Raw genomic sequence first — 13,047 nt, 5'->3', positions numbered from 1 at the left:
AGGTCCGGTGACCGGGACGGCGATCTCCGCCGACGGGACCCCCATCGTCTTCGACCGGCACGGTTCCGGGCCGGCGCTCGTCCTGGTGCACGGGGCCTTCACCGGCCGGGGGCACCCCACGCTCACCGGTGTGGCGACCGGGCTGGCGCCGTGGTTCACCGTGTTCGACTACGACCGGCGGGGCCGGGGCGCCAGCGGCGACACCGCGCCGTACGCGATGGAGCGGGAGATCGAGGACCTGGCCGCGGTCATGGCGGCCGCGGGCGGCGCTGCCATGGTCTTCGGCGGGTCCTCCGGCGGCGCGCTGGCGCTGGAGGCGGCCGCGCGGTTGCCCGAGGTCGTCAAGCTGGCGGTATGGGAACCGCCTTACCACGTCACCCCGGACGCCCCCGACCTACCGGATGACAGCCCCTACGCGTCCGGACGGTCGGGTGCCGCCGCGTCCAGCCTGTCGGGCGACTGCGCCGACGCGTCCGGACGGTCGGGCGACTGCGCGGGCGACTTCGGTGCGCCGGGTGGCTTCGGTGCGCGACTGGCGCGGTTGGTGCGTGAGGGGCGGCGGGGGGCGGCCGTGGAGCTGTTCATGGTGGCGGCGGCGCAGGTGCCCGCCGAGCTGGTCGCGGACATGCGCGCGTCGCCCTCCTGGGCGGAGCTGGAGGCGCTGGCGCACACGCTGGCCTACGAGGCCGCCGTCATGGGGCCGGGCAGCGCGTTGCCCTCGCGGCGGCTCGCCGCCATCGACCGGCCCGCGCTGGTGCTGAACGGCGAGCTCAGCCCGGCGTGGATGGCCGCGGCGGGCCGGGCCGTCGCCGCGGCCCTCCCCCGGGCGGCGCATCGCGTCCTGGAAGGCCAGGCGCACGGTGTGGCCGCCGGGGCGCTGGTGCCGGAGTTGCTGGAGTTCTTCGTCACCGGGTGACCGGGCCCCACCTGGCGGCTTCCGGGTGATCCGGCTCGCTCCAACCTGGCGGCTTCCGGGTGATTCTGACGGTCAAGGTCTGACAAAAGGGACGGGCGCCGCCGCTGAGCCATGACGCGTGCGGTGTCCGTACCCGAAAAGGCGTTTCGAACGCGTCTCAACGCGGAAGATCCGGCCACCGCGTTCTCGCACCTGTCCGGTTCGTTTGTATCCTTCCTTCCATGGCGAAGTCCGAGGATCCAGAGAAGCCGGGGCGCATCAAGCAGCTCCGTATGATCGCGAAGATCATCAAGCAGGCCAATCCCAAGGGAATGCCGATCGTCTTCCTTTCGGCGGTCGGCACGCTGGCTGTGATCGTCGTGATCGGTCTGGTCACGGACTATCTGTGGTATTCCGTGTTCCTGGGCATCCTGGCGGCCTTCACGGTCGGCCTCGTCGTGTTCGGGCAGCTCGCGCAGCGGGCCCAGTATTCGATCCTGCACGGCCAGACGGGCGCCGCGGCGGCGGTGCTGCAGGGCATGCGCGGCAACTGGCAGGTGACCCCCGCCATGGCGGTCAACCGTGACCAGGACCTGATCCACCTGGTGATCGGCCACCCGGGGGTCGTGCTGGTGTCGGAAGGGCCCGGCAACCGGGTGGCGAAGATGCTGGCGGCCGAGAAGAAGCGGGTCGCGCGGGTGGTGCTGGGCATCGAGATCTACGACATCCAGTGCGGTGACGGCGAGGGTCAGGTGCCGCTGGCCAAGCTGCAGCGGCACATCATGAAGCTGCCGCGCAACCTGAAGAAGCCCGCCATCAACGAGGTCAAGGACCGGCTGCGGTCCCTGCCGAAGAACATGCCGATGCCCAAGGGGCCGATGCCCAAGGGTGTGCGGATGCCGCGCGGCCCCAAGATGCGCTAGTGCCCTCCCCCGTGACGTCCACGTCCTCGCGGGCCAACCGCGGCTGGTGGGACGGCAACGCCGACGACTACCAGGTGGAGCACGGCGACTTCCTGCGGGACGCCGGCTTCGTCTGGTGCCCGGAGGGCGTGGACGAGGCCGACGCCCGCCTGCTCGGCGAGGTGCGCGGGCGGCGCGTCCTGGAGATCGGCTGCGGGGCGGCCCAGTGCGCGCGCTGGCTGGTCGCCCAGGGCGCCGAGGTCGCGGCCTTCGACCTGTCGCACCGGCAGTTGCTGCACGCCCGGCGCATCGACCTGGACAGCGGCGTGCGCGTTCCCGTGGTGCAGGCCGACGCCGAGGTGCTGCCGTTCGCCGGCGACGCCTTCGACCTGGTCTGTTCGGCGTTCGGCGCGCTGCCGTTCGTGGCCGACCCGGCGGCGGTCTTCCGGGAGGTGCGCCGGGTGCTCAGGCCGGGCGGCCGGTTCGTGTTCTCGGTCAGCCACCCGATCCGGTGGGCGTTCCCGGACGATCCGGGGCCGCGCGGGCTGACCTCCGACCGGTCCTACTTCGACCGCACCCCCTACGTCGAACGTGACGAGGACGGTACGCCCACCTACGTCGAGCACCATCGCACGATGGGCGACTGGGTGGGTCTGGTCGTCGCCTCCGGGCTGACCGTCACCGGCCTGCTGGAGCCCGAGTGGCCGCAGGGGCACGAGCGGGTGTGGGGCGGCTGGAGTCCGTTGCGCGGCAGGCACCTGCCGGGCACCGCCATCTTCACCTGCGCGAATACCTAGCGGCCATCGCGCCGAAGACCTCCCTGGGCTCCCAGCGGGTCTCGTCCAGCATCCTGACGACGCCGTAGGAGCCCAGGTCGGCGGCGCCGAGGCGGGTGTAGCCCGCGAAGGTGAACCACAAGGCCGTCTCGACGCCCTCCTCCTCGAAAAGGTCGATCAGCTCCTCCAGATAGCGGACCTGCTCGCCCTCGTCGGGGACCGCGTCGGCGGGCACCAGCCAGGCCGAGCCGCCCCGCTCGGCCGCGCCCCGGTAGGGGCAGGTGCCGAACTCGGTGACGGCGACGGGCTTGCCGTGCTGGAAGTGGGCGCGCAGTTCCTCGCGGAAGTGGCCGGCGTTGTAGGCGGCGCGGTAGGCGTCCACGGCTACGAGGTCGAACGGGGTCCAGTCGATGAACTCCCAGGGGCCGGCGGCGTAGGTGAGCCTGCCGTGGAACAGGGGCCTGACCGTCTCGGCCGTCTTCGCGAGGTGGGTGTCGAGGGTGGGCATGACCTGGGGGATCGTGGTCTGCCACCAGTCGGCGTCCGCCGTGGCCATGACCTGCATGCGCTCGCCGTACGTGGCGCCGGGGAGGAAGCCGTGGCAGAAGGCGCTGGTCTCGCAGCCGGCGACCAGGACCACTTCGGCGCCGCTCGCGCGCAGGGCCTCGGCTCGGCGGGCCGACTCGGCGTACAGGTCGAGTGTGTCCTGGGGGTGGAGGTCGACGGGGAACGGTGCGAACCAGACCTCCAGACCGGCGGCGGCCGCCTGCTCGGCGGCGACGGACAGGCGGGCGGGGTCGGCGCCGGAGACGCGGACGACCTGGCAGTGCAGGTCGTCGGCGATCACTCGCATCTCGTGGCGGACTGTTTCGGCGTCGAAGACTTTACGGCTGCGGTCCGGCTCGGGGAGGAAGCCGGTGTCGTAGTTGATCCCTTTTTTCACGATTTATCTCCATTTTTCGGCTTGAAGCCGTTTTCGAGGAGGTTGAAGGCGAGTTCGACGTCGGCCGTCCGGTGGCGGCCCGCCTCCTCCAGGGGCATCCCGGCGGCCAGACGGTGAAAGAACGCCTCCTGGACGGTGGTGAGCGTCGCGGTGATCTGACCGGCCATGATCCGCGCCGCCAACTCACCCACCTCGCCACCCTCCGAATCGACGCCCTCCGGGGAGGCACCCTTCGGGTCGTTCGGGGCGCCACCCTCGGAGGCCTGTCTGGAGGCGGCCTCCAGTGCGGCGGCCAGTTCGTAGCGTTGGCCCATGTGGGCCTGGTAGACGCCCGCCATGAGGGCCGGGGTCTCGGAGACCACCCGGACCTGGGTCAGCAGCCGCTGGACGTCGACGCCGTCGGCCCCCCGGGCCGCGACCGCGCGGTAGTGCTCGCGCAGCGCGTCGAGGGGCGACTGCCCCGGCCGCCGTGCCGCGACGATCCCGGCGGGGTCGTCCTGGATCCCGTCGAGGACCAGGCAGTCCTTGGTCGGGTAGTAGCTGAACAGCGTCACCTTGGCGACGCCCGCGGCCTCGGCGATCTCGTTGACCGTCACCGCGTCGTACCCACGCTCACCGAACAGCCGCAACGCCACCTCGGCGATGCGCAGCCGCGTCTGCTCCTTCTTACGCTGCCTGAGCCCTGACATCATGACGGCAGCATAAACCATACCGAGTACAAAAATAAACCCGGTACGGTTTTCTGATGGAGATCACATACGGACGACCATGGTGTTGGAGACCCGGTCGTGCAGGCCGCGGTGGTCGCGGTCGAAGATGAGCGCCGGGACGGCGAGGGCGAGGAGCACGGTGCGCACCAGCACCGGCAGCCAGCGCGGATCCCCGCCGTCCATCGCCGCGACCCTGATCCCGGCCAGCCGATGCCCGAAGGTCTGGCCCATGACGGCGACGAGCACGAGATATTGCACGGCGAAGACCAGGACCGGGATCCACGGCGACTCGGCCGGGTTGGTCCTGAGCAGCAGTTGCGTGATCGCCCACGTGCAGATCATCCAGTCGATGACCAGCGCGCCGATCCTGCGCCCCCAGCCGGCGATCGACCCACTGCCTTCCTGGGGCAACCCCAGGCGCTGGCCCGGATATCCAAGGTCGACGCCGGCGGATCGCATCCCGCCCAGCCAGGTCTGCGTCCAGCGCGGCTCGTTCCTGCTCATGGCTCAACGGTATCCGGCAGGGCAGGCGGTCGGGATCGTGACCCAACCGCGCTTCAAAGTGGGCCGCTTCAGGCCCATCATGTACGCCATGCCGTATGGGGACGACCTGGATGCGCGCTTCCACGAGTTGGTGGCGCAGATCAGCGAGGACGAGCGGCGCAGCATGCGAGCGGCCGCGGGCAAGGCGGCCCGTTCCTCGGGGTCCGGCCGCCGGATCTCGCGCGCCTGGTTCGCGGCGGCGGCCGTACTGGCAGTGATCACCGCGGCGGGACTGGTGCTCGTCTTCCGCCCTGAGCTGCTCACTCCCGATCAGGCCACGCCGCAGGACAGCGCGCCCCCGGCCTTCCGCGTACCGGCAGGAACGCAGCCGACCTGAGCACCGCGTAACACGTGCGAAACAATCGAGACACCGTATGGAAACGGCCGCGCCGTACGGTCGGGCTGATAGCCCGTTCCCAGGGAGGTTCGAGAGTGTTCAGCTCCGCCGACGACGTCCTGAAGTTCATCAGAGACGAAGGAGTGCAGTTCGTCGATGTCAGGTTCACCGACCTGCCGGGAACGACGCACCACTTCACTTTTCCGGTTGAGAACTTCGCCGCCAATGTCTTCACCGACGGCCTCATGTTCGATGGCTCGTCGATCCGCGGCTTCCAGGCCATCCACGAGTCCGACATGCTGCTCCTGCCGGACCCGTCGAGCGCGGTGCTGGACCCGTTCCGCCAGCACAAGACGCTCAACATCAACTTCTTCGTGCACGACCCGCTGACCGGCGAGGCCTACAGCCGCGACCCGCGTAACGTCGCCCGCAAGGCGGAGGAATACCTCCGCGGCACCGGCATCGCCGACACGGTCTACTTCGGCCCGGAGGCCGAGTTCTACATCTTCGACGACGTCCGCTTCGAGACGCGCGAGAACGCCGGCTACTACTACATCGACTCCATCGAAGGCGCCTGGAACACCGGCAAGGCCACCGAAGGCGGCAACCTCGGCTACAAGCCGCGCTACAAGGGCGGCTACTTCCCGGTGCCGCCGATGGACCACTTCACCGACCTGCGCTCGGAGATGGTCCGCAACCTCATCGAGTGCGGCATCGACGTCGAGATGCAGCACCACGAGGTCGGCACGGCGGGCCAGGCGGAGATCGACTTCCGGTTCGGCACGCTGCTCAAGACGGCCGACAACCTGATGCTCTACAAGTACGTCATCAAGAGCACCGCCCTTGAGTACGGCCACACGGTCACGTTCATGCCCAAGCCGATCTTCGGCGACAACGGGTCCGGCATGCACTGCCACCAGTCGCTGTGGAAGGACGGCTCGCCGCTGTTCTACGACGAGGTCGGCTACGCCGGTCTGTCCGACACGGCCCGCTACTACATCGGCGGCCTGCTCAGGCACGCGCCGTCGCTGCTGGCGTTCACCAACCCGACGGTCAACAGCTACCACCGCCTGGTGCCGGGCTACGAGGCGCCGGTCAACCTGGTCTACTCCCAGCGCAACCGCTCGGCGTGCGTCCGCATCCCGATCACCGGCTCCAACCCGAAGGCCAAGCGCATCGAGTTCCGGGTGCCGGACCCGTCCTGCAACCCGTACTTCGCGTTCTCGGCCATGCTGATGGCGGGCATCGACGGCATCCGCAACAAGATCGAGCCGCCGGAGCCGATGGACAAGGACCTCTACGAGCTCCCGCCCGAGGAGGCCCGCCAGGTCCCGCAGGTGCCCGGCTCGCTGACCGAGGTGCTCGACGCGCTGGAGGCGGACCACGACTACCTCCTTGAGGGCGGCGTCTTCACGCCGGACCTGATCGAGACGTGGGTCGCTTACAAGCGCGAGAACGAGGTCGACCCGATCCGGCTGCGCCCGCACCCGCACGAGTTCGAGCTCTACTACGACGTGTGACGGCGGGGCCCTCCAGCTCGGCGACCTTCCCCGGAACGGGCGTTGGGCTGGATGAGCCTTCTAGTCGTTGCTCGCCTTCTCCGTCCCTTCTCGTCCCCTGACAGAACAGAGCGGCCCGGCTTCGTTATCGATGCCGGGCCGTTCCGTACTTGGCGGCGCCTCCCATTCTCGGCGCCGTCTCACTGATGCCTGGAGCCCGGCGGTGCCTGAACGTGAAGCGCCGCCGGACCCTCATGTCGGGGCCGGCGGCCTGGCCTCAACGGCCGGAGGTCAGGTCAGGAGCCGAAGCTCATGACCAGGTGCACGCGCCGTGGCGGGCGGAGAGGACCTCGAAGCCGAAGTCCTCGACGGTCTCCCACGGCGCGACTTCGCGGCGGTCGCCGTTGAAGCCTGGCGCCGAGAAGAAGCACCAGGGGCCGGGGGTCTGGTTCAGCGCCCGGACGATGGGCGGGAGGATGATGTGCTCGTCCCTGGTGATGACCCTTAGCTCGCCCTCAGCGGTCTGGCCGCAGACCAGCCCGATGGCCCTGGGGCAGGGCACCTGGGCGGCCGTGGTGGTGACGGCGGCAGCGGGCACGGCCAGGCCGACGGCGGCCGTCGCCATGGCCAGCAGCACTGCGGTCCTGCCGAGGAGAGTCGTCATGGGGGCTCCTTTGCTGTGCGGGAATGTCTGCACCGGCAGACAATTCCAATAAACACTCTACGTAATTGAATGACAACAGAGAGTGACGAAGATATGGCGCTCGTGGATCGGCTTCCTTGTACGGCAGCACTCGCCGATCTTCATGTATCGAGGCCCGTCCCATCCGAGGTCGTCTTGTCGATCGCATGAGGGACGCGAGCTCCGAGCGGCACGGAGAAGGTAGCGCTGGCTGTACCGCCGCTCTCCAGTGCGCGGGATCGATCATCAGACGGCCCGCCGACATGCTGGTGACATCGCTTAACGAGTCATCGAGCAGGGAGCCCCCCATGTCGAACCACACCGTCAAGTCCCCGTCCGGCAGCCGTCGCGGCCGGCCGGCGCTGGCCGCCCTGGCCGTCGCCGTACTCGGCGGCGTGGGTCTCGCCGGGCCGGCGAGCGCCGGCACCGTGCGGCAGAGCGACGCCGTACAGACCAGCCTGGACAAGGTGGTCCGCAGCGGCGAGCTCCCCGGCGCCCTGGCGTCGGTGCGCGACGCGAACGGGCAGGTCCGCAACTACACCGCCGGGGTGGGCGACCTGAAGACGAAGGCGGAGGTCCCCGTCGACGGGCAGGTGCGCATCGCCAGCAACACCAAGATGTTCACCGCCGTGGTCGTGCTGCAGCTGGCCGCCGAGGGAAAGATCAAGCTGGACGCGCCCGTCGAGAAGTACCTGCCCAAGGTGATCCGAGGCAAGGGCAACGACGGCCGTAAGATCACCACCCGGCAACTGCTCCAGCACACCAGCGGCCTGCACAGCTACACCGCCAACATGCCGTCGATCTTCAAGGTCCAGCACACGTACTCCGAGCCGCACGCGCTGCTCAACACCGGGCTGGCGCACAAGCCGGACTTCGCCCCCGGCAAGGGCTGGGCGTACAGCAACACCGGCTATGTAGCGCTCGGCCTGCTCGTACAGCAGGTGACCGGGCGGCCGATCGGCGAGGAGATCACCGAGCGGATCATCAAGCCGGCCGGACTGCGGGGCACCTACTGGCCCGGCATCGGCGAGCAGGGCATCCGCGGGGCGCACCCCAGCGGGTACGCCCCCAAGAAGCCCGGAAAGCAGGCCGCCAAGTCCCTGGCGGACGTCACCAGGCTCGACCCGTCCTGGGGCTGGGCCGCCGGCCAGCTCGTCGGCACCCCCAGCGACCTCAACCGGTTCCTGGTCGCGCTGATGGACGGCAAGCTGCTCAAGCCGGCGCAGCTCAAGCAGATGAAGGACACCATGAAGGCCCCCGGCTTCCCCGCCGGCTGGACGTACGGCCTCGGACTCCTCAAGATCAAGCTGAGCTGTGGCGGCTACGCCTACGGCCACGGCGGCGACATCGACGGCTACGAGACCCGTACCGGCATCACGAAGGACGGCCGCGCCGCCACCATCGCCGTCACCGCCCTGCCCACCACCCAGCCGGCAGCCGACAAGGTCAACAAGGCCCTCGACACCGCCCTGTGCTCCTGACCGCTTCTCGCGCGTTGAGCATCGTTACAAGGTCACCGAGGCGCGCCTGGCCAGCGCTCGCAGGCCGGACAGGTTCGCATGCGGGTCGCGGTGCAGCAGGTCCTCGATGACCCGCCGCGCGTTCGACCGGCGTACCTCGGCGGGCGCGATCTTCTCGGCGATGAGCAGCGCCCGCACCGCGCGATCGGTCTTCCCCCACAGCGTGTACGCCTCAGCGACCCCGGTGTAGTAGCCCGCCCGGCGCTCCACGGTCGGGATCTCGTCAGGCGCGATCCGCCGGGCATGATCGATGGCCGTCCCCGCATCGCCGAGAATGATGGACACCCCGATCCGGTATGTCACCACGTGTCCGGCCGACAGCACCAGCTTGGGCGCCCGGCTCGCCGCCACCTCGGCCTCCTCCAGCATGGAAAGGGCGCTCGCCCGGTCTTCCAGCCGGGCTGCGGCGATGGCCCCGGTGGACATGAGCGCCCCATACGCGCCCCACGCCGCCGGCCCCGCGCCGGGCAGTTCGGGCCTCAGCGTGTCGGCGGCGCGGGCGGCCAAGTCGCGGGCCTTGCCGTAGTCGGCGGCGCGGTGGAACAAGCTGACCAAATCCCGCCGGGCGTCGGCGATGGCGCACAGATCACCACTCGCCACGGCGGACTGCTCCGCCTGGTGGGCGGCCACCCACGCGTACGGCGGCGCGGACAGCTTGATGAGCGTGCGGGCGGCCAGGTGGTAGACCTGTGCGGCCAGCGCGTGCCCGGCCGGATCGCAGGCCGTACGGGCAACAGGGACCAACCCTGCCAAGTCATCGGCCAAGCCCGCGTACCGTGCCGCGGTGAAGTCCCGGCGCGCCTTGGTGACAGCGCGGGAGAACAGCGGCAGGGACATGCCCGGGACCTCGACGGGTATGTCCGGCACGAGAGCGTCACGAAGCCGCGCGACCGCGTGGTTGTACGGGTCGGCCTCTACCAACCCGCCCGCGACCAGCGCGGTGCTCGCACTCTTGAGGAACGTGCGCCGCTTCGTAGGCCCACCTCCTGCATTCCGCCTAAGCATAGGCTCGACTTCGAATTCGTTCACCCAGGCGTCGATGAGCTGCCCGTCAGCGCCCAGAGCATCGTCGGCGATTTCGGCCAGCAGCCGGTCAGGGCTGCGTTGCCGCCGCTCCACCCGACTCAGGTAACCCTTGGAGTAGTGGGTGGCCTGGGCGAGCCCGGACAGGGACACCTCACGCCGTTCGCGCCAGTGTCGCAGGTGCTCACCGAAGCCCACGGTTGCCTCTTCCCGTTGCCTGTTGCCCCGATCAGGCAACCCCTCGTCTGTCTACGTACGCGAGGAACATGCTTCACGGTAACCGTACGAGTGCGGTGAGTGAAGTCTTCGGAAGCTCTGACAACACCTCGGAGGTTGTATCCGTGAGCGAACCAAGAGACGTCGGTATTCCCGGGTACAAGATCCTGTTCACATGGGGCGTGGCCGGTGACGGTTGTGGCGCTGCCGGTGTAACAGATGCTCCCACCACCGCAATGCAGCGGCTCACAGCTGCGATGGAAGCGATGCCCCATGGCCCTGTGAAAGGGATCATCCAATGCGCGCAGGTGAATATGACAGCTCGGCGTCCGAGCTATGTCCATGGCTGCGTCGTGGTACGAGCCCGCCGCGACGAGGACACGAGCGGGATCGTGTTCGAGCGCGGCGGTGAGTGAGGCGCCGGGTGATGCCACCACCGAAAGGAGTGCATGTGATCACGCTCTACTCCGGATACACGGAGGACCCGACACCGAAGGGAAGCCCGGCGATGACCCGTCCGAGCTGGGAAGATCTCCCCGAGAGCATCCGCGACGCCGTACAGGAGCGGTGTGGCCCGGTGCTCAAGGCCGAGACGGCGGCCAGCGGCAGGCCGGGGGTCGCCGCTCGCCTGTACACCGAGACCGGCAGCGTGTTCGTCAAGGCGACTCCGTCCATCAGCGGCGCCGCGACCCTGCACCTAAGGGAGGAGTGGGCGAACCGGGCGCTGCCCGAAGAGGTACCCGCGCCGCGCATGCTGTGGCGCGGCTCGGCCGACGGCTGGCACATGATGCTGTTCGAGTATGTAGACGCTCGTCGGGTGGACCTGTCGCCCGGCTCGCCGGACCTGCCCGCCGTGCTGGCCACGCTGGACCTGCTGGGCAGGCTGCTGACGCCCGGCCCGAACGGCGCGCTGCCCGTCACGTTCAACATGGAAGCGCTCCAGGCGAAGGGCCGCCACCTCCTCGACACCGGCCGGCTCGCCGACAGGGACCTGTTCGAGGCGGCGCTGAGAGGTTTCTCCCTGGAGCGACTGCGGGGCGACACGATGCTGCATTATGACCTGAACGCGGGCGATCTGCTCATCTCCGCAGGTCGGGTGCACGTCCTGAACTGGTCATTCGCCGTACGAGGGGCCGCGTGGATCGACTGCGCCCTGTTCGCGCCTCGCCTCGTCGCGGCCGGACACAGTCCGGCCCAAGCGGACCTCTTGCTGTCCGGGGTGCCCGCCTGGCGTGCCGCGCGGCCTGACGCGGTGGCGGCGCTGGCCGCGCTGTGGACCCTGCTTCGGATGCACCAGGCGATGCACGGCCCGGAGGAGACGCGGGCGGCCCGGACCCGCGCCGCCGAGGTGGGCCGCTCCTGGCTGGTCTACCGGAGCGGCGTCGAAAAGCGGTCGCGCCTGAGGCGGTAGAGGACGTGGGGGCGGAGGGGGTGGGCTTCGGGGAGGCGGGAGTGGGCGAAGTCGTCGGCGGGGTCGCGGGTCATGCCCAGGCGTTCCATCACCGCGCGGGAGCGGACGTTGCCCACGGCGGTCATGGAGACGATCTCCTCCAGGCCGGCCTCGGTGAAGCCGTACTCCAGAGCCCGCGCGCCGGCCTCGCTCGCGTAGCCGTGCCCCCAGGCGTGCCGGGCCAGGCGCCAGCCGACCTCCACCGCCGGTGTGAACGGCGCCTCGAACGTCTGCAGGATCAAGCCGGCGAACCCGATGAAGGCGCCGGTCTCACGCACCTCCAGCGCCCACAGGCTGAAGCCGTACTCGCCGAAGCCCCACTCGATCTTGTCGACGAACGCGTCGCTCTCCGCCCTGGTCAGCGGGCTGGGGAAGTGCTCCATCACCTCAGGGTCGGCGTTCATCGCCGCGAACGGCTCCCGGTCGCTCTCCCGCCACCTGCGCATGATCAACCGATCGGTGTCCATCCGAGGCACGCTAACGGATCGACCGCCGTACGGGCTACCGGCGGGAGCGGATGCCGGTGAGGCGGCGGAACAGGTCCCACCAGAAGGGGGCGCCGAACAGCAGGGCCACGTACGTGAGCAGGAAGCCGGGCCAGTGGCTCGGCGTGGTGAGCCGGTCCCACCAGGCGCCGCCGTTCCAGGTGATCGACGGGTCGCCTTCCGCGGGCAGGGCGATGCGGACGATTCCCTGGTCGAGCATCGTGAGCAGGGCGGGCTGGCTGAGCGTCTCGGTGATGCACGGCACGGGGTCGGCCTGCGCGCAGCGCGCCTTGAGCTCGTCGTACGCACCCGGAGCGGAGGCGACGGCGGTGACCGAGGCGCGGAAGCCGTTGTCCCGCAGCAGCGTCTTGGTGTATTCGAGCCCGTCCATGGTGAACAGCAGCGTCACCGCGAGCGCCAGGGCCGCGACCACCCACTTGACGTAGCGCCGGTAGAGCATCGACAGCCGCTGCATCTCGCTGTCGAACCACCCCTCGACGCCCTGCCGGAACCGGTCCAGGTCGCGCTGCGCCGTCTCCCACACGCCCTTGAGGTGGCCGTACAGGGGGCTGTTCATGGCTTTGAGCTTCTCCAGCAAGCCTTCGACGCCGCCGGGCTCGCGGGCGGCCATCTCCATCATGGCGACGGAGAACCTCTCGGGCGGCAGGTCGGCGATGCTGGTACGGCCCCGCTTCGGGTGGTCGATCTCCCGCACCCGCTCGTACAGCAGGACCGTCATCGCGTCCTGGGCCTTGTCCTCCTGCGCCGGCATCTCGGGCGACTCGCTGGGCGCGGGCCGGGAGTCGTGCGCCGGGCGCGGGTCGCGCAGGAACGGCAGCGAGCCGAACACCTCGCGGATCCTCGACGGCAGCCATGACTTCCCCTGCGCGTCGCTGCCGTCGAGCGTGTCGCGCAGGTAGGCCCACAGGAACTTGCTGCGGATGGACAGCATCCGCACGACAGCCTCGTTCAGGCCGCTGACCAGCAGCGACAGCAGCAGGAACAGCAGGATCAGGCCGAGCGCGAGATCGATGTACGTGGATAACAAGTGTGATCACCCCGCGCC

General features: G+C 69.6%; 15 protein-coding genes. 8 read left to right on the top strand and 7 right to left on the bottom strand.

Annotated features, from left to right (window positions below; translation table 11 throughout):
• Window positions 1-7 precede the first annotated feature (7 nt).
• The 3 genes from OHA68_RS29535 (at window position 8) to OHA68_RS29525 (ending at window position 2,594) form a co-directional block, all read left to right on the top strand.
• Window positions 8-916, top strand: coding sequence for an alpha/beta fold hydrolase (locus tag OHA68_RS29535; RefSeq protein WP_327103194.1), 909 nt, complete (start codon window positions 8-10; stop codon window positions 914-916).
• Between the two features lie 221 nt (window positions 917-1,137).
• A complete protein-coding gene (locus tag OHA68_RS29530; protein WP_189143261.1) occupies window positions 1,138-1,818 on the top strand; it encodes a DUF4191 domain-containing protein in 681 nt (226 codons plus the stop codon).
• Window positions 1,819-1,829: 11 nt separating this feature from the next.
• The gene (locus OHA68_RS29525) at window positions 1,830-2,594 is read left to right on the top strand and encodes a class I SAM-dependent methyltransferase (RefSeq protein WP_327103193.1); all 765 of its coding nucleotides are present in this window, start codon (window positions 1,830-1,832) and stop codon (window positions 2,592-2,594) included.
• Here OHA68_RS29525 and OHA68_RS29520 read toward each other — a convergent pair.
• Genes OHA68_RS29520 through OHA68_RS29510 form a run of 3 tightly spaced genes read right to left on the bottom strand, consistent with a single transcriptional unit; the run spans window position 2,575 to window position 4,730 of the window.
• Window positions 2,575-3,516, bottom strand: a complete 942-nt coding sequence (locus OHA68_RS29520) for a hypothetical protein (RefSeq protein ID WP_327103192.1) — start codon at window positions 3,514-3,516, stop codon at window positions 2,575-2,577. The genes OHA68_RS29525 and OHA68_RS29520 overlap by 20 nt on opposite strands.
• The gene (locus OHA68_RS29515; RefSeq protein WP_327103191.1) at window positions 3,513-4,208 is read right to left on the bottom strand and encodes a TetR/AcrR family transcriptional regulator; all 696 of its coding nucleotides are present in this window, start codon (window positions 4,206-4,208) and stop codon (window positions 3,513-3,515) included. The genes OHA68_RS29520 and OHA68_RS29515 overlap by 4 nt, the downstream gene beginning before the upstream one ends.
• A gap of 60 nt (window positions 4,209-4,268) precedes the next feature.
• Window positions 4,269-4,730 carry an RDD family protein gene (locus tag OHA68_RS29510; RefSeq protein WP_327103190.1) on the bottom strand — a complete coding sequence of 154 codons (462 nt, stop codon included), beginning with the start codon at window positions 4,728-4,730 and terminating at the stop codon, window positions 4,269-4,271.
• A gap of 88 nt (window positions 4,731-4,818) precedes the next feature.
• Here OHA68_RS29510 and OHA68_RS29505 point away from each other — a divergent pair, with 88 nt between their 5' ends.
• Window positions 4,819-5,106 (top strand): hypothetical protein, encoded by a 288-nt coding sequence (locus OHA68_RS29505; protein WP_327103189.1) that lies wholly within the window; start codon window positions 4,819-4,821, stop codon window positions 5,104-5,106.
• A gap of 95 nt (window positions 5,107-5,201) precedes the next feature.
• Complete coding sequence (glnA, locus tag OHA68_RS29500; RefSeq protein WP_327103188.1) at window positions 5,202-6,626, top strand: type I glutamate--ammonia ligase; 1,425 nt, start codon at window positions 5,202-5,204, stop codon at window positions 6,624-6,626.
• A 289-nt stretch (window positions 6,627-6,915) separates the two neighbouring features.
• Here the strand turns inward: glnA and OHA68_RS29495 are convergent, their stop codons facing one another.
• Window positions 6,916-7,269, bottom strand: a complete 354-nt coding sequence (locus OHA68_RS29495) for a hypothetical protein (RefSeq protein WP_327103187.1) — start codon at window positions 7,267-7,269, stop codon at window positions 6,916-6,918.
• Between the two features lie 326 nt (window positions 7,270-7,595).
• Between OHA68_RS29495 and OHA68_RS29490 the strand changes: the two genes are divergently transcribed.
• Window positions 7,596-8,768, top strand: a complete 1,173-nt coding sequence (locus OHA68_RS29490) for a serine hydrolase domain-containing protein (RefSeq protein ID WP_327103186.1) — start codon at window positions 7,596-7,598, stop codon at window positions 8,766-8,768.
• A 24-nt stretch (window positions 8,769-8,792) separates the two neighbouring features.
• Here the strand turns inward: OHA68_RS29490 and OHA68_RS29485 are convergent, their stop codons facing one another.
• On the bottom strand, window positions 8,793-10,028 hold the full coding sequence (locus tag OHA68_RS29485) for a helix-turn-helix domain-containing protein (RefSeq protein ID WP_327103185.1): 1,236 nt from the start codon (window positions 10,026-10,028) through the stop codon (window positions 8,793-8,795).
• A 95-nt stretch (window positions 10,029-10,123) separates the two neighbouring features.
• On the opposite strand from OHA68_RS29485, the gene OHA68_RS29480 reads away from it, so the two are divergent.
• Both OHA68_RS29480 and OHA68_RS29475 read left to right on the top strand, forming a co-directional pair.
• Complete coding sequence (locus OHA68_RS29480; protein WP_327103184.1) at window positions 10,124-10,462, top strand: hypothetical protein; 339 nt, start codon at window positions 10,124-10,126, stop codon at window positions 10,460-10,462.
• Between the two features lie 35 nt (window positions 10,463-10,497).
• On the top strand, window positions 10,498-11,457 hold the full coding sequence (locus OHA68_RS29475; RefSeq protein ID WP_327103183.1) for an aminoglycoside phosphotransferase/kinase family protein: 960 nt from the start codon (window positions 10,498-10,500) through the stop codon (window positions 11,455-11,457).
• Here the strand turns inward: OHA68_RS29475 and OHA68_RS29470 are convergent.
• Window positions 11,415-11,963, bottom strand: coding sequence for a GNAT family N-acetyltransferase (locus OHA68_RS29470; RefSeq protein ID WP_327103182.1), 549 nt, complete (start codon window positions 11,961-11,963; stop codon window positions 11,415-11,417). The genes OHA68_RS29475 and OHA68_RS29470 overlap by 43 nt on opposite strands.
• A gap of 34 nt (window positions 11,964-11,997) precedes the next feature.
• The gene (locus OHA68_RS29465; protein ID WP_327103181.1) at window positions 11,998-13,029 is read right to left on the bottom strand and encodes a hypothetical protein; all 1,032 of its coding nucleotides are present in this window, start codon (window positions 13,027-13,029) and stop codon (window positions 11,998-12,000) included.
• Between the last annotated feature and the right edge of the window lie 18 nt (window positions 13,030-13,047).

The organism is Nonomuraea glycinis (assembly GCF_035920485.1).
Taxonomy (GTDB): Bacteria; Actinomycetota; Actinomycetes; order Streptosporangiales; family Streptosporangiaceae; genus Nonomuraea; species Nonomuraea glycinis.
Note: the sequence above shows the minus strand (reverse complement) of the source record. Positions and strands in the feature narration are given on the sequence as shown.